Source organism: Sphingomonas koreensis, from assembly GCF_002797435.1.
In the GTDB taxonomy this organism is placed as follows: domain Bacteria; phylum Pseudomonadota; class Alphaproteobacteria; order Sphingomonadales; family Sphingomonadaceae; genus Sphingomonas; species Sphingomonas koreensis.
The window spans coordinates 2096721-2111467 of sequence record NZ_PGEN01000001.1 but is presented as its reverse complement, the minus strand read 5'-3'; the positions used below and the strand labels follow the sequence as shown (position 1 = coordinate 2111467).

Annotated in this window: 20 protein-coding genes; 11 read left to right on the top strand and 9 right to left on the bottom strand. The window is 66.8% G+C overall.

The genetic code is table 11. The features are described from left to right. Positions 1 to 2 precede the first annotated feature (2 nt). Genes lepB through pyrE form a run of 4 tightly spaced genes read right to left on the bottom strand, consistent with a single transcriptional unit; the run spans position 3 to position 2648 of the window. Positions 3 to 884: a signal peptidase I gene (gene lepB / locus BDW16_RS09925; RefSeq protein ID WP_066581285.1), complete on the bottom strand. Its 882-nt coding sequence runs from the start codon at positions 882 to 884 to the stop codon at positions 3 to 5. Positions 885 to 887: 3 nt separating this feature from the next. Then, entirely contained in the window at positions 888 to 1292 is a 405-nt protein-coding gene (gene acpS, locus BDW16_RS09920) for a holo-ACP synthase (protein ID WP_066581287.1), read from the bottom strand. Positions 1293 to 1335: 43 nt separating this feature from the next. Next, the gene (locus tag BDW16_RS09915; protein WP_066581289.1) at positions 1336 to 2067 is read right to left on the bottom strand and encodes a pyridoxine 5'-phosphate synthase; all 732 of its coding nucleotides are present in this window, start codon (positions 2065 to 2067) and stop codon (positions 1336 to 1338) included. Next, a complete protein-coding gene (pyrE, locus tag BDW16_RS09910; RefSeq protein ID WP_066581294.1) occupies positions 2064 to 2648 on the bottom strand; it encodes an orotate phosphoribosyltransferase in 585 nt (194 codons plus the stop codon). Before pyrE ends, BDW16_RS09915 begins: the two co-directional genes overlap by 4 nt. Before the next feature lie 232 nt (positions 2649 to 2880). On the opposite strand from pyrE, the gene coxB reads away from it, so the two are divergent. Both coxB and ctaD read left to right on the top strand, forming a co-directional pair. Next, a complete protein-coding gene (gene coxB, locus BDW16_RS09905; protein WP_241230440.1) occupies positions 2881 to 4041 on the top strand; it encodes a cytochrome c oxidase subunit II in 1161 nt (386 codons plus the stop codon). Between the two features lie 3 nt (positions 4042 to 4044). Next, positions 4045 to 5721 carry a cytochrome c oxidase subunit I gene (ctaD, locus tag BDW16_RS09900; protein WP_066581295.1) on the top strand — a complete coding sequence of 559 codons (1677 nt, stop codon included), beginning with the start codon at positions 4045 to 4047 and terminating at the stop codon, positions 5719 to 5721. Between the two features lie 60 nt (positions 5722 to 5781). On the opposite strand, the gene BDW16_RS21320 is transcribed toward ctaD, so the two are convergent. Next, complete coding sequence (locus tag BDW16_RS21320) at positions 5782 to 5946, bottom strand: hypothetical protein (protein ID WP_157081432.1); 165 nt, start codon at positions 5944 to 5946, stop codon at positions 5782 to 5784. 120 nt (positions 5947 to 6066) lie between these two features. Here BDW16_RS21320 and BDW16_RS09895 point away from each other — a divergent pair, with 120 nt between their 5' ends. From BDW16_RS09895 to BDW16_RS09860, 9 genes are all read left to right on the top strand, one after another. Beyond that, positions 6067 to 6750 (top strand): YoaK family protein, encoded by a 684-nt coding sequence (locus BDW16_RS09895; RefSeq protein WP_066581297.1) that lies wholly within the window; start codon positions 6067 to 6069, stop codon positions 6748 to 6750. A 10-nt stretch (positions 6751 to 6760) separates the two neighbouring features. After that, complete coding sequence (locus BDW16_RS09890; protein ID WP_066581299.1) at positions 6761 to 7663, top strand: heme o synthase; 903 nt, start codon at positions 6761 to 6763, stop codon at positions 7661 to 7663. Then, positions 7660 to 7806: a hypothetical protein gene (locus BDW16_RS21485; protein WP_164513670.1), complete on the top strand. Its 147-nt coding sequence runs from the start codon at positions 7660 to 7662 to the stop codon at positions 7804 to 7806. Before BDW16_RS09890 ends, BDW16_RS21485 begins: the two co-directional genes overlap by 4 nt. Next, positions 7803 to 8342 (top strand): cytochrome c oxidase assembly protein, encoded by a 540-nt coding sequence (locus BDW16_RS09885; protein ID WP_066581301.1) that lies wholly within the window; start codon positions 7803 to 7805, stop codon positions 8340 to 8342. Before BDW16_RS21485 ends, BDW16_RS09885 begins: the two co-directional genes overlap by 4 nt. An 80-nt stretch (positions 8343 to 8422) precedes the next feature. Beyond that, complete coding sequence (locus BDW16_RS09880) at positions 8423 to 9328, top strand: cytochrome c oxidase subunit 3 (protein ID WP_066581303.1); 906 nt, start codon at positions 8423 to 8425, stop codon at positions 9326 to 9328. Next, on the top strand, positions 9291 to 9728 hold the full coding sequence (locus tag BDW16_RS09875; RefSeq protein ID WP_083954448.1) for a DUF983 domain-containing protein: 438 nt from the start codon (positions 9291 to 9293) through the stop codon (positions 9726 to 9728). The genes BDW16_RS09880 and BDW16_RS09875 overlap by 38 nt, the downstream gene beginning before the upstream one ends. After that, entirely contained in the window at positions 9725 to 10369 is a 645-nt protein-coding gene (locus tag BDW16_RS09870) for an SURF1 family protein (RefSeq protein ID WP_066581306.1), read from the top strand. Before BDW16_RS09875 ends, BDW16_RS09870 begins: the two co-directional genes overlap by 4 nt. A gap of 43 nt (positions 10370 to 10412) precedes the next feature. Beyond that, positions 10413 to 11813, top strand: coding sequence for a threonine synthase (gene thrC / locus BDW16_RS09865; protein WP_066581308.1), 1401 nt, complete (start codon positions 10413 to 10415; stop codon positions 11811 to 11813). Between the two features lie 122 nt (positions 11814 to 11935). Then, positions 11936 to 12805: a class I SAM-dependent methyltransferase gene (locus BDW16_RS09860; RefSeq protein WP_066581312.1), complete on the top strand. Its 870-nt coding sequence runs from the start codon at positions 11936 to 11938 to the stop codon at positions 12803 to 12805. 5 nt (positions 12806 to 12810) lie between these two features. Here BDW16_RS09860 and BDW16_RS09855 read toward each other — a convergent pair whose 3' ends face one another. The 4 genes from BDW16_RS09855 to BDW16_RS09840 are packed head-to-tail and all read right to left on the bottom strand — an operon-like array spanning position 12811 to position 14730. Then, positions 12811 to 13095 (bottom strand): hypothetical protein, encoded by a 285-nt coding sequence (locus tag BDW16_RS09855; protein WP_066581313.1) that lies wholly within the window; start codon positions 13093 to 13095, stop codon positions 12811 to 12813. A gap of 5 nt (positions 13096 to 13100) precedes the next feature. Continuing rightward, positions 13101 to 13745, bottom strand: a complete 645-nt coding sequence (locus BDW16_RS09850) for a heme exporter protein CcmB (RefSeq protein WP_066581315.1) — start codon at positions 13743 to 13745, stop codon at positions 13101 to 13103. Next, positions 13742 to 14326, bottom strand: coding sequence for a heme ABC exporter ATP-binding protein CcmA (gene ccmA, locus BDW16_RS09845; RefSeq protein ID WP_066581317.1), 585 nt, complete (start codon positions 14324 to 14326; stop codon positions 13742 to 13744). Before ccmA ends, BDW16_RS09850 begins: the two co-directional genes overlap by 4 nt. Then, positions 14323 to 14730, bottom strand: coding sequence for a metallopeptidase family protein (locus BDW16_RS09840; RefSeq protein ID WP_066581319.1), 408 nt, complete (start codon positions 14728 to 14730; stop codon positions 14323 to 14325). The genes ccmA and BDW16_RS09840 overlap by 4 nt, the downstream gene beginning before the upstream one ends. Between the last annotated feature and the right edge of the window lie 17 nt (positions 14731 to 14747).

Below are 14747 nucleotides of genomic sequence, written 5' to 3'. Positions count from 1 at the left end.
GGTTACTCCGCGGGGCGTTCGGGGTGGAGTGAGCTGCCCGCGCGGCCCGAGCGGAACGAGCCCGCCCAGCTCAGCGGATTCCAGCTCGCGCTGCCATCGAGGCTGAAGGTGATGAACTCGGCGCGTCCGCCGATATTCTCGATCGGCACTGCGCCGCCAAGGCCGTTCTGGGCGAGGGTCATGCGGCTGTCGGCGCTGTTGTCGCGGTTGTCGCCCATCAGGAAGACGTGGCCGGCGGGAATCCGGATCGGTCCGAAATTGTCGCTGCCGGTCATCGCAAGATCGATCGTGTCGTAGCTTGCGCCTTCGGGCAAGGTCTCGCGCAGGATCGGCACCTTGCAGAACTGCTTGCCCGACGCGTCGGTCACCACGCGGCCCTCATAGAGGTTGCGTTCGTCGGGTTGCGTATCGAGGCCGCAGCGGGTGTTGGCGTCGATGGGGATCAGCCGGTCGCCTTGCCGCGTGCGCGTCACCTGGCGCCCGTTGATATAGAGGATGCCGCCATGCATCTCGATCAGGTCGCCGGGCAGACCGATCACGCGCTTGATATAGTCGGTGCGCGCGTGGGTCGGCGTGACGATCACGATGTCGCCGCGCCTGGGCAGGCTCCCGAACAGCCGCCCCTTGATGAAGGGCAGGACGTGGAAGGTGGGGGTGACGTAGGAATAGCCATAGGGATATTTGGTCACCACCAGCCGGTCGCCGATCAGCAGCGACGGCATCATCGATTCGGAGGGGATGTAGAAGGGCTTGGCGACCAGGCTGTGAAAGCCGAGCACCGCCAGGATCAGCCAGAGGATGCCCTTGATCTCGCCCCACCAGTCGGTGCCAGCCTTGTCCGTCTTCAGGTCCGTCTTCGCACTCAACGCCAACTCCTCGGCCATTCGCTACGCCTCCGGCAGCGCTTCGATCACCACCAGTGCCTGCGCCCAGGGGTGATCGTCGGTCAGCGTCAGATGCACCTTCGCGACGTGACCGGCGGGCGTCATGGCGTCAAGCCGCGCCTTCGCGCCGCCGGTCAGCGCCAGCGTCGGCGCACCGGACGGGGCGTTGACCACGCCGATGTCGCGCATGAACACCCCGGCCTTGAATCCGGTGCCGACCGCCTTGGAAAAGGCCTCTTTCGCGGCGAAGCGCTTGGCCAGCGTGGCGGCATAGTTGAGCGGGCGCTTCGCCGCTTTGCGCAGCTCGACATCGGTGAAGACGCGCTGCTCGAAGCGCATCCCGAACCGGTCGAGCGTCGCCTGGATCCGCTCGATGTTGCAGAGGTCGGAGCCGATGCCGATGATCACGCTTGCTTGTCCGCTATCGCGGAGCCGCGCGCTTCAGCGCACATCACCGCGCCGCATCCATCAGCGCGCGCATCCTTTGCACCACCGGGGCGAGTCCGTCGAAGATCGCCTCGCCGATCAGGAAATGGCCGATGTTTAGTTCGGCAAGCTGCGGGATCGCGGCGACCGGCACGACATTGTCGAAGGTCAGGCCATGTCCGGCATGAACCTCGATCCCGTTCTTTGCGGCCAGCGCGGCGGCGTCGGCGATGCGGCGCAGCTCGGCGGTCTGGGCCTCGCCCTCCAGCTCGCAATAGCGGCCGGTATGCAGCTCGACCACCGGCGCGCCGAGCCGCACCGCCGCCTCGATCTGCGCGGGGTCGGGCTCGATGAACAGCGAGACGCGGATATTGGCGTTGCGCAGCTGGGTCACCATCGGCGCGAGCAGATTATGCTGCCCGCGCGCGTCCAGCCCGCCCTCGGTCGTGCGCTCCTCGCGCTTCTCCGGCACGATGCAGGCCGCGTGCGGCTTGTGGCGCAGCGCGATGCCCAGCATCTCCTCGGTCGCCGCCATCTCGAGGTTGAGCGGCACCGGCAACTCGGCCGAGAGGCGCGCGATGTCGTCGTCGGTGATATGCCGCCGGTCCTCGCGCAGATGCGCGGTGATCCCGTCCGCCCCGGCCTGCGCCGCGAGCAGCGCCGCGCGCACCGGATCGGGATAGCCGCTGCCGCGCGCGTTCCGCACGGTGGCGACATGATCGATGTTCACGCCGAGGCGCAGGTGCGGCGCGGTCATGCTCCCACGCGGCTCCCCGGCTTGATCGCCGGAATCGCCGCCAGTTCGGGCGGGAGCGAATCGGCTTCGTAGCTCGGCACGTCGAGTCGGATCAGCGGGAAGAAGGGAACGCCGAGATCGGCGGTGCCGTTGGACCTGTCGACCAGGCTCGCCGCGACGATCACCTCACCGCCAGCGTCCTCGATCGCCTTGATCGCCTCGCGCGACGACAGCCCGGTGGTGACGACGTCCTCCATCATCAGCACCTTCTGGCCCGGCGACAGGCGGAAGCCGCGACGCAGTTCGAAGGTGCCGGTGGGGCGCTCGACGAACATCGCATCGACGTCGAGGGCGCGCGCCACTTCCTGTCCGGCGATGACGCCGCCCATCGCCGGAGCGACGACCGCGCTGATCTGGGCCCGGAGCTCTGCGGGAATCTTCGCCGCGACGGCTTCCGCCAGCCGGCCGGCGCGCGAAGGGTTCATCAGCACGCGCGCACATTGCAGGTAGCGCGGGCTGCGCAAGCCCGACGACAGGATGAAATGACCTTCCAGCAGCGCTTCCGCGGCGCGAAACTCGTCCAGAACCTCTTCGTCAGTCATCCGTCATCCCACCTTTTTGCCCGGCTTCTTCGCGCTGTCCGCATCTAGGCGCGGCCTGCCTGCGCCGCAACCACGGCTTCTTCCGGCGGGGAGCGGGCTGGTACCGCGAGCTAAAAAGAGGCGCGACTAGCTTGAGACACGCGATCTTGCTGCTATAGGCCTGCGCCAACGGGCGAGTTGCGTCCGCACGACCGGAGACCCGGCGTGCCCTCGAAAGGGGGGTGAAGGAAACATGGGGTACAACGACAAGATGCGCATGCATGGATTGAAGGCGATCGTCCTGGCCGCTGGCCTCGCGCTCGCCGGCGGCATGGCCCAGGCCCAGACCGCCCCCGCGGCGGCTCCGAGCGTGCCGGCCGCCGAAGCGCCCAAGGCGCCCGCGCCGGTCGCGGTCGAATCGCCGGCTGCTGCTGCGGCGCCGGCTGCCGCCACCACCGAGGCTGCTGCGCCCGCCGCTGCGACTCCCGCGGACCCGACGCTCAATCCGGACGGCACGCACAAGAACGGCCCGACTCCGGGCATCGGCCAGCCGGTCGACAAGCATATCGGCATCCAGCCGCAGGTGACCAAGCTCGGCGAGAGCGCGGCGCATTTCCACAACTGGATCCTGCTGCCGATCATCACGATCATTTCGGTCTTCGTGCTGATCCTGCTCGGCTGGACGATCCTGCGCTATCGCCGCAAGGCGAACCCCAATCCTTCCAAGACCAGCCACAACACGCTGATCGAGATCATCTGGACCGTGGTTCCGGTGCTGATCCTCGCGGTCATCGCCTGGCCGTCGATCTCGCTGCTCGCCAAGCAGTTCAAGCCGGCGCCCGACAATGCGGTGACGATCAAGGCGATCGGCAACCAGTGGTACTGGAGCTACGAATATCCCGACCATGGCGCGATCTCGATCACCGCGAACATGCTCAAGGAAAAGGGCGATCCGACGCTGGCCAAGGGCGCGCGCTACCGTACCGACGTCGATGGCCCGCGCCTGCTCGCGGCCGACAACCGCATCGTCGTTCCGGTCGGCACCCCGATCCGCCTGATCGCCACCGCCAACGACGTGATCCACAGCTGGGCGATCCCGGCCTTCTGGATCAAGATCGACGCGGTCCCCGGCCGCCTCAACGAGACCAGCTTCATCGTCGACAAGCCCGGCGTCTATTTCGGCCAGTGCTCCGAACTCTGCGGTGCGCGCCATGCCTATATGCCGATCGTGGTCGAAGCGGTCGAGCCTGCGGTGTTCGCGCAGTGGGTCGCGGCCAAGGGCGGCAAGATGCCCGAAGCGGCCAAGCCCGCTGCTGCCGCGGCTCCGGCGGCCGCGCCTGCCGGCAACACGGCTGAAACGCCTGCCGACAACGCGGCCGAAGCGGCCGCCACCACCAATCAAGCGGACCAGTAAGCCATGACCGACGCAGCCCGCGACGCCCACGCCTTCACGGCGCATGACGACCACCACCATGACGCGGATCACAAGCCCGGCTTCTTCGCGCGCTGGTTCCTGTCGACCAACCACAAGGATATCGGCACCCTCTACCTGATCTTCGCGATCATCGCGGGGATCATCGGTGGCGCGATCTCGGGCGTGATGCGCCTCGAGCTCGCCGAGCCCGGCATCCAGCATCTCGGCTATATCGCCGAATGGGTGCATGGCGGTCCGCAGACCTTCGACGAAGCCCAGCATTTCTGGAACGTGCTGATCACCGCGCACGGCCTGATCATGGTGTTCTTCATGGTCATGCCCGCGATGATCGGCGGCTTCGGCAACTGGTTCGTTCCGATCATGATCGGCGCGCCGGACATGGCGTTCCCGCGCATGAACAACCTGTCCTTCTGGCTGCTCATCCCGGCCTTCGTGCTGCTGCTCGCTTCGCCCTTTATCGGCGGCGGCGCAGGCACCGGCTGGACCGTCTATGCGCCGCTCTCCACCTATGGCGAGCCGGGGCCGTCGGTCGATATGGCGATCCTGTCGCTCCACCTCGCGGGCGCCAGCTCGATCCTGGGCGCGATCAACTTCATCACCACCATCTTCAACATGCGCGCGCCGGGCATGACCCTGCACAAGATGCCGTTGTTCGTGTGGTCGGTGCTGATCACCGCCTTCCTGCTGCTGCTCGCGCTGCCGGTTCTGGCCGCGGCGATCACCATGCTGCTGACCGACCGTAACTTCGGCACCACCTTCTACGATCCCGCCGGCGGCGGCGATCCGGTGCTCTACCAGCACCTGTTCTGGTTCTTCGGTCACCCCGAAGTGTACATCATGATCCTGCCGGGCTTCGGCATCATCAGCCAGATCGTCGCGACCTTCAGCCGCAAGCCGGTGTTCGGCTATCTCGGCATGGCCTATGCCATGGTCGCGATCGGCGTGGTCGGGTTCGTCGTGTGGGCGCACCACATGTTCACGACCGGCATGAGCGTGAACGTGAAGATGTACTTCACCGCCGCGACGATGATCATCGCGGTGCCGACCGGCGTGAAGATCTTCTCGTGGATCGCCACCATGTGGGGCGGCTCGATGAGCTTCAAGACCCCGATGGTCTGGGCGATCGGCTTCATCTTCATGTTCACCGTGGGCGGCGTTACCGGCGTGGTGCTCGCGAACGGCGGCGTCGACGACTATATGCACGATACCTACTATGTCGTCGCGCACTTCCACTATGTGCTCTCGCTGGGCGCGGTGTTCGGCCTGTTCGCCGGCTTCTACTACTGGTTCCCGAAGATGTTCGGGAAGATGTACAGCGAGTTCCTCGGCCAGCTGCACTTCTGGGTGTTCTTCGTCGGCGTGAACGTGCTGTTCTTCCCGATGCATTTCCTGGGCCTGCAGGGTATGCCGCGCCGCTATCCCGACTATCCGGATGCCTATGCATATTGGAACGAGATCGCGAGCTGGGGCTATGTGCTGATGCTGATCGGCGTGGTGATCTTCTTCATCAACGTGATCTGGTCGCTGATCGCGGGCAAGAAGGCGCCGGCGAACCCGTGGGGCGAGGGCGCGACGACGCTCGAATGGACGCTGTCCAGCCCACCGCCGTTCCACCAGTTCGAAACGCTGCCTGTCATCGACGACGACAAGCACCACTGAGTTTTCAGCGACGGCTGAAACGGAGCGCCCCGGAGGAAACTCCGGGGCGTTTTCGTTAAGTCAGGCCGACGCAGCCATCCGCGCCTCGTGCGCCTTGCCCCAGTCCGACATGGTGCCGACCGCCGCGTTGAGCGACAGCCCGGTCGAAGCGCTGCCCGGTGCGATCTCGATGTCGATGGGTTGTCTGATCGAACGCGATTCTCCTCCGCCGGTAGCGATCCACAATCTGCACCGCGCCCCGCAATGGCTCGCGCTTGAGGCCTTCACCGGGCGGAGTGAGCAACAGGCTCCCGTCTGCTGGGTAGCTTGCTCGCGCACATGCCCTCCGCCAGCTATAGGGAACGCATGACCAGCCTCGATCGCCGCCGCCAGTGTGTTGCCATCGCCCTCTCCTTCCTGGCGGGCTATGTCGATGCGATCGCGTTCATCGCGTCGGGCGGCTATTTCGTGTCGTTCATGAGCGGCAACTCGACCCGCCTCGGTGTCGCCGTTGCGGGCGGGGAAATCGTCGGAGTTGTCTTGATGCTGATCGCGGCGTTCGTGAGTGGCGTCGTCGCGGCCACGCTGGTGGCAGGGCGGCGTCCCGGACGCAGGCGGCGGGTGATGCTGCTGGTCTTCGGCCTGCTCGTCTGTGCCGCGGCCAGCATCGGGCTGGTCCCGGTCCCGGTTACGCTCGCCTTTGCCGCCGCCGCGATGGGGGCGGAGAATGGCGTGTTCGCCGACGGCGGCGATGCGATCGGCCTCACCTACATGACCGGCGCGCTGGTCAAGATCGGCCAGCGGATCGCGCAGGCGATGACGGGAGGTCCACGGTTCGGGTGGCTGCCCTACGCGCTGCTATGGACCGGGCTGATCATGGGCGGAGTCGCCGGCGGACTCGCCTATGCCGCGGCGGGACTCCAGGCCCTCTGGGCGGCGGCTGGCTGCGCCTTGCTGCTTGTCCGTTTTGTCGGCGAAAGCGGGGCCATGTGCGTCCCGCATGGGATCGAGGTCCAGCACCCTTCCCCCGAACGTCAACCCGGCCTATAGGCCCGGGCAAATGTCCGTCGCCAACCACGCCCTGATCCTGCCCGCCGACTGGCGCGACTTCCTCGCGCTCACCAAGCCGCGGGTGATGACCCTGGTCGTGTTCACCGGGCTTTGCGGCATGCTTGCTGCGCCGGTTTCGATCAATCCCGTGCTCGGCTTCACCGCGATACTCTGCATCGCATTGGGTGCCGGCGCGGCAGGCGCGCTCAACCAATGGTATGAGGCGGATCTCGATTCGAAGATGAAGCGGACCCAGGGCCGCCCGCTTCCTGCCGGCCGCATGGACCGCCAGTCGGCGCTGCATTTCGGCGTCGGGGTGGCGGCGCTCTCGGTCATCCTGATGGGGCTTGCGGTCAACTATGTCGCCGCGGGCATTCTGTTGCTGTCGATCCTGTTCTACGTCCTCGTCTACACCGTCTGGCTCAAGCGCCGCACGCCGCAGAACATCGTCATCGGCGGCGCGGCGGGCGCCTTCCCGCCGCTGATCGGCTGGGCTGCGGCGACCGGCGACGTCGCGCTCCTCCCGGTGCTGCTGTTCGGTCTCGTCTTCCTGTGGACCCCGCCGCATTTCTGGGCGCTCGCGCTGTTCGTGAAGACCGACTACGCCAATGCCGGCGTGCCGATGCTTCCGGTGGTCGCCGGCGAGAAGGCGACGCGCGTCCAGATCGGGCTCTACACCATCCCGATGGCGGTCGCCGCGATCGCGCCCTGGCCGCTCGGCCTCACCGGCGCGCTCTACGGCATCACCGCAGTGGCGACGACCGCATTGTTCGCGCTCTTTGCGCTTCAGGTCGCGATGCGCATGGCCGGTGAGGGCGATACCATGAAGCCCGAAAAGCGCCTGTTCGCTTACTCGATCTCCTATCTGTTCATCCTGTTCGCGGCAGTCGCGGCAGACCGGTGGCTGGCATGACTCCCGAAGAAGAAGAAATCGTCCGCGCGCGGCAGAAGTCGCGTGCCCGTGTGATGGCGCTGTTGCTGCTCGCCTTCGTCGTGCTGGTGTTCGCGATCAGCATCGTGAAGATCAGCCAGGGCATCCCGTTGAGGGCGACATGAGGATCGACCGCAAGCTGCGTACCGCGCTGCTCGCGGTGCTGGGCGTCTGCACCATGACCGGCGTCGCCTTTGCCAGCGTGCCGCTCTATCGCCTCTTCTGCCAGGTGACGGGCTTCGGCGGCACCACCATGCGGGCCGAGGCTGCGCCGGGCGCGGTCGATGCCAAGATCACCGTGGCGTTCGACAGCAATGTCAGCCCCGCGCTGACCTGGAAGTTCAAGCCCGAAATGGCGTCGGACCAGATCGCGATCGGCGCGCGCGACATGGCCTTCTACACCGCGACCAACACCGGCACCGTGCCGGTCACCGGCACTGCGACGTACAATGTGACGCCCGAGGCGGCCGGAAAATATTTCAGCAAGATCCAGTGCTTCTGCTTCACCGAGCAGACGCTGAAGCCCGGTGAGACGGTGCGCATGCCGGTGATCTACTTCGTCGATCCCAAGATCCTGACCGATCCGGACACCAGGGATATCGAGAAGATCACCCTCTCCTACACCTTCTATCTGGCCGACAAGTCCCGACCGAAGGGCTGAGGGCGCTCAACCACCATTGCACCCGCCAAGCTCACCCCTTAGGGGAGGCTGGAAACACGCCATTAGAACAGGGACGGAAAATGGCCGGCGCCAAGAACCACGATTACCATATTCTCCCGCCCAGCCCGTGGCCGATGCTCAGCTCGCTCGCCGCTTTGTGGCTGGCGACCGGCGGCTTGATGTGGATGAAGGAGCATCCGCACGGCATGTGGGTGTTCCTGACGGGCCTTGCCGCCACCCTGTTCTGCATGGCGTCCTGGTGGGTCGATGTGATCAAGGAAGCCAATGCCGGCGATCACACCCCGGTCGTCCAGCTTCACCTGCGCTACGGCATGATCCTGTTCATCGCCTCGGAAGTGATGTTCTTCGTCGGCTGGTTCTGGGCGTGGTTCGATTTCGCGCTCTTCCCTGCGGCGATCGCGGTCAGCGGCGAGCATGCCAGCGTCGTCGAGATCCTCGAGGGCGCGGTCGCGACCTTCCCGCCCAAGGGCATGGAAGTGATGAACGCCTTCCATCTCCCGCTGCTCAACACCTTCATCCTGCTGCTGTCGGGCACCACCATCACCTGGGCGCATCACGGCCTGATCCACAATCAGCGCGGCGGCGAGATGAAGGGCCTGTGGGGCTTCATCGGCGTCGGCGAGAACGATGTGGTGAAGAAGGGTCTGTGGCTCACCATCATCCTGGGTCTGATCTTCTCGGCCATCCAGGCCTATGAATATGCCCATGCGCCGTTCGTGTTCGGCAAGTCGAACTATTCGTCGGCCTTCTACATGGCGACCGGCTTCCACGGCTTCCACGTCATCGTCGGCACGCTGTTCCTGATGGTCTGCCTGCTGCGCGCCTATCAGGGCGACTTCACCCCGCGCCAGCATTTCGGCTTCGAAGCCGCTGCCTGGTACTGGCACTTCGTCGACGTTGTCTGGCTGTTCCTGTTCGTCGTCGTCTATGTCTGGGGCAGCGCAGGCGCGCCGGTCCACGGCTGACGCGGACGATGAGCGAGAGCGAACGGTGAACGAGGCTGGGCCTCCGGTCATCGCAAGCGCATACAAAGGGGCGTGTCCGCGTTGCGGCGCGCCCTCTTTGTTTGCGGGCTGGGTGAAGTTTGCCCCGCGCTGCCCGGGCTGCGGGCTCGATTTTGCCGCGTTCAATGTCGGGGATGGCCCCGCCGCCTTCCTCACCCTGATCGTCGGCACGATCATCGTCGTTCTCTCGATCTGGCTTGAGCTCGCCGCCGGGCCGCCGGTCTGGGTCCATCTGCTGCTGTGGATTCCGCTGACGACCCTGCTCGTCATCGTTTCGCTGCGCTGGGCCAAGGGTGCGCTGCTGGCGCTCGAATATCGCAATTCCGCGCGTGAGGGCCGCATCAAGGAGCCGCACCCATGAAGCTCCCTGTCATCCCCACCGTCATCGTCGCACTCGCCATCGCCGCGATGATCGGCCTCGGCATCTGGCAGCTCGACCGGCGCGGGCAGAAGGAAGCGATGATCGCACGCTATGCCGGCAACAGCGCGCTGCCCGTCATGGCCTTTCCACGCCCGCCGGTCGGCGACGAGCATCTCTTCCGCCGCGCCAGCGCGATGTGCCTTGAGGTCACCGGATGGAGCGAACAGGCCGGCCGCGCCGAGAATGGCGCCAAGGGCTGGCGCCATATCGCCGAGTGCCGCACCGGCGTGGAGGCGCTCACCACCAAATTCGACATGGGCGTCAGCACGGCCCCGGGCGTCGTCCCGGTGTGGAAGGGCGGCGAGGTGACCGGCAGCATCACCCAGGCCCCCGATTCGACCCCGCAGATCGCCGCGTTGTTCGGCAAGCCTGGCCCGCGCACGCTGATGCTGGTCTCTGAGACCCCGGCTCCCGGTCTCGCCGAAAGCGCGCGGCCCGATCCGTCGAGCGTCCCCAACAACCACCTCGCTTATGCCGTCCAATGGTTCCTCTTCGCGCTCGCGGCGGCGGTGATCTATGTCCTCGCGCTGCGCTGGCGCGGTCGCAAGGCAGCGCACCCATCTGGCCCGCCGCAAAGCTAGACTTTCTTGCCGCCCGGCGCCCGCGCGGCTAACCGGCTCAGCCATGCGCTACCAGAGCACGCGCGGCACCGCGCCCGAACTCGATTTCCGCGACGTCACCCTTGCCGGGCTGGCCAAGGATGGCGGCCTCTACGTACCCGTGGAATGGCCGCGCTTCACGCCGGAGCAGATCGCGGACCTTGCGGGCCTGTCGTACGTCGAGACCGCCGTCCGCGTGATGGCGCCCTTCACCGCGGGCAGCCTCAGCGAAGCCGAGCTGCGCGAATTGTGCACCGCCGCCTATGGCCGGTTCAGCCACGATGCGGTCACCCCGCTCGTCCAGCTCGACCACCGCCATTTCCTGCTCGAGCTGTTCCACGGCCCGACGCTCGCCTTCAAGGACGTCGCGCTCCAGCTGCTTGGGCTGTTCTTCGAGCGGTTCCTCAAGGGCACCGACCAGCACCTCACCATCGTCGGCGCGACCAGCGGCGACACCGGCTCGGCCGCGATCGATGCGGTGGCGGGGCGTGAGGGGATCGACATCTTCATGCTCCACCCGAACAAGCGGGTGAGCGACGTCCAGCGCCGCCAGATGACCACGGTGCTGTCACCCAACGTCCACAACATCGCCATCGAAGGCAGCTTCGACGACGCCCAGGCGATGGTGAAGGCGATGTTCAACGACGCCGGTTTCGCCGGGCGGTTCCAGGTGACCGCGGTCAATTCGATCAACTGGGCGCGGCTGATGGCGCAGGTGGTCTATTATTTCTACGCTGCGGTCCGCCTCGGCGCCCCGAACCGCGCGGTCGCCTTTTCGGTGCCGACCGGTAATTTCGGCGACGTGTTCGCAGGCTATGTCGCGGCGCGGATGGGGCTGCCCGTCGCGAAGCTGATCGTCGCCACCAACGTCAACGACATCCTTCACCGCGCGCTGTCGGCGGGCGACTATTCGACCGGCACCGTTACCCCGACCGCGGCGCCGAGCATGGACATTCAGGTCAGCTCGAACTTCGAGCGGCTGTTGTTCGACCTTGCCGGCCGCGACGGTGCCGCGCTCGCCGATCAGATGCGCGGGTTCGAGGCGAGCAAGGCGATGCGCCTCACCAACGCGCAGCAGGAAGGCGCCGCCAAGCTGTTCGCGAGCGACCGGATCGATGCGGCGGAGATGGCGCAGGCGATGGCTTGGGCACATGCCCGCGCCGACGAGATCCTCGATCCGCACACCGCGATCGGCCTTGCCGCCGCGCGCCGCGCGGACATCGCCACGGATGTGCCGATCGTCACCCTTGCCACCGCGCACCCGGCCAAGTTCGGCGACGCGGTCGAGCGCGCCACCGGCATCCGCCCGACGCTCCCCGCCCGCATCGGCGATCTGTTCGACCGCGAGGAGCGCTACGACGTCCTCCCCGCAACCTTCGATGCGGTTACGGGCTATATCGCCGAGCGCGCCAAGCCGCGTTCCTGAGTCAGGCGGCACCGGCCCGCTCCCCCACCCGGCCACCCAGCGGTAGCATGATATGGGTGGCCGGGTGGGGGAGCGGGCCGGTGCGGCTTCCGCCGGAGGCGGAACCAAACTAAACGGGCGCCATGAACCTCGTCACCCTCACCGGCGAACCCTGGGCCGATTACGGCCTTGTCGACTCGGGCCACGGCCGCAAGCTCGAGCGCTATGGCGACTATCGCTTCATCCGCCCGGAACCCCAGGCGATGTGGGCGCCCGCGTCCGAGGGCTGGGACGCGCACGGCGAGTTCACTCCCGCGCCCGATGACGAGGGGGGCGGCCGCTGGGTCTTCACCAAGCCGGTCCCGCGCGAAGGTTGGCCGCTCGGCTGGGACCAGGTGCGCTTCACCGCGCAGACCACGCCGTTCCGCCATCTCGGCTTCTTCCCCGACATGGCGCCGGTGTGGAGCTGGATGCGCCAGCAGACCGCCGGAGTCGAAGCGCCCACCGTCATGAACCTGTTCGGCTATACCGGCGTCGGCACGCTGGCGATGGCGGCAAGCGGCGCGCAAATGGTGCATGTCGACGCCTCCAAGAAATCGGTCGAGGCCGCCAAGGGCAACGCCGCGCTCTCGAATATGAGCGACAAGCCGATCCGCTGGATCATCGACGACGCCGGCAAGTTCGTCGCGCGCGAGGTGCGTCGGGGCCGCCGCTATGACGGCATATTGCTCGACCCGCCCAAATATGGCCGCGGCCCGACCGGGGAAGTATGGCAGCTCGAGCAGGATCTGCCCAGCCTGATCGCCAATTGCCGCCAGCTCTTGGACGCCGATTCGCGCTTCCTGTTCCTCACCGTCTACGCGATCCGAATGTCCGCGCTGGCGATCGGCGAGCTGCTCAACCAGCATTTCGCAGATCTCGGCGGCAAGATCGAATGCGGCGAACTCGCCGTGCGCGAAGAGGCGAGGGGGCTGTTGCTGCCGACCGCGATCTTCGCGCGATGGAGTCGTTAGCGCGGCTACTCTAGCTCTTTCAGATGCGCGTTTGAGTAATAGCCAACCTTGTCGCTGGTCCGCTCTTTGGTCATCCTTTCGGCTAGAGCAACACCCTGCCGATCTAGCATCGACACGACTTCCGCGTCGTCGAAGCCAGCGTAGTGTGCGTCCTCATATCGCGAGAGCCATATCCGCAAATCATCGACTAGCGGAGACGAAAGGCCGAGTGCTTCGGGATCGATGTAGCCACCGTTGATGCGATCTCGAATCCCGGTTCCAGACATCATCCCGTCGATCAGTAATTGCATAGCCTCTAACCCCGCCCCATCCGCATCGCCGCGCCCGCGACGAACGGGCACCCCGCGACCAGCAACAAACTCACCGCGCCGAGCAGCTTGATCGCGCCCGGATCATTCCCCATCGCGCCTGCGCCGAAGATCAGCAGCGGTACCGCGAAGGGCAGCATCACCAGCCCCGCCACCGCGCCCGCACCGCGCAGCCCCGCCGTCAGCGCCGCGGTCGCCACGCCCAAAGCCGCCAGCCCCGGCGTGCCGATCAACAGCGCAACCAGCGCCGCGCGCGTCTGGTCGAGCGAGAGGTTGAGCAGCGCCGCCGCGATCACCGTCGCCACCAGCAAGGTCGGCGCGAAGCCCAGCCAATGCCCCAATGTCTTCGCCGCCGCCACGCTCGCATCGGTCCAGCCGCGCACCGCGAGCTGGTCGAGCACGCCGTTCTCGATATCAGGGTTCACCAGCCGCTCGACCGGCAGCAGCGCTGCGAGCAAAGCCGCCGCCCAGATCACCCCGCCGCCGATCCGCGCGAGCAGCTTGCCCTCCGGCCCGATCGCGAAGGGGAACAGGATCGCCACCAGCAGGAAGAAGGCGACCGGCAGCGTCAGGCCCCCGGCGGCCCAGGCCCGCCGCAGCTCGCGCCACACCAGCGAAGCCAAGCCGCTCATGCCGCGTCCCCGATCACCACGCCATGCGCGCCGGGGATGTGGATCGGCAGATGTGTTGCGACCACCACGATCCCGCCATTGAGGCGATGTTCGGAAATCAAATGACCCAACATGGCCACCGCCGCCTGATCCAGTCCATTGGCGGGTTCGTCGAGCAGCCAGATGGGCGCCCCGCTCGCCACCACGCGCGCGATCCCGACGCGCCGCCGCTGCCCGGTCGAGAGCAGCCGCACCGGCACCGGTGCGAGATGCGCCAGCCCGACCGCATTCAGCGCTGCCTCGGCGGCATCGCGCCGACCGTCAAGGCCCGCCCAGAAGCCCAACGCCTTGCCCACCGGCAATTCCGGATCGAGCGCTGCCGCCTCGGTCAGCAGCGCGCGTTCGCCCTCAACGGCCACGACACCCGCCGCCGGTTTGAGCAACCCTGCCGCGACCCGGATCAGGCTCGACTTGCCCGCGCCGTTGGGTCCGGTCACCAGCGCCGCGCCCCCTTCGTCGAGCGCGAAGCTCAGCCCCTCGAACAGCAGCCGCCCGCCGCGCAGGCACGCCACGTCCTCAAAGGCGAGCCGGGGAGGGGTCACCCGACGCTGTCCTCCAGCGCGTGCATGTCGTCGTCCGACAGGCCGAAATGATGCCCCACCTCATGCACCACGACATGGGTGACCAGCGCTTCCAGGCTCACGCCGGTCTCGACCCATTCGTCGAGCAGCGGACGGCGATAGAGGTGGATCGTGTCGGGCTGGGGCAGCTCGCCCAGGAACCCGTCCTTCTCGCCCACCGGCCGTCCCGAATAGAGGCCGGTCAGCTCGAACGGATCCTCCATCCTCATGTCGCGCAGCGTCTGCTCGTCGGCGAAGTCCTCGATCATCAGCACGACGTCCGCCAGATAGGCCGCGAACGGCTCGGGGATTCGTGCCAGCGCGGCGCGGGCGAGCGCTTCCATATCGGCAGCGCTGGGCGCGAAAGTCTCGGTTTTGTCAGCCATCGCCCTGCGCTATGCCC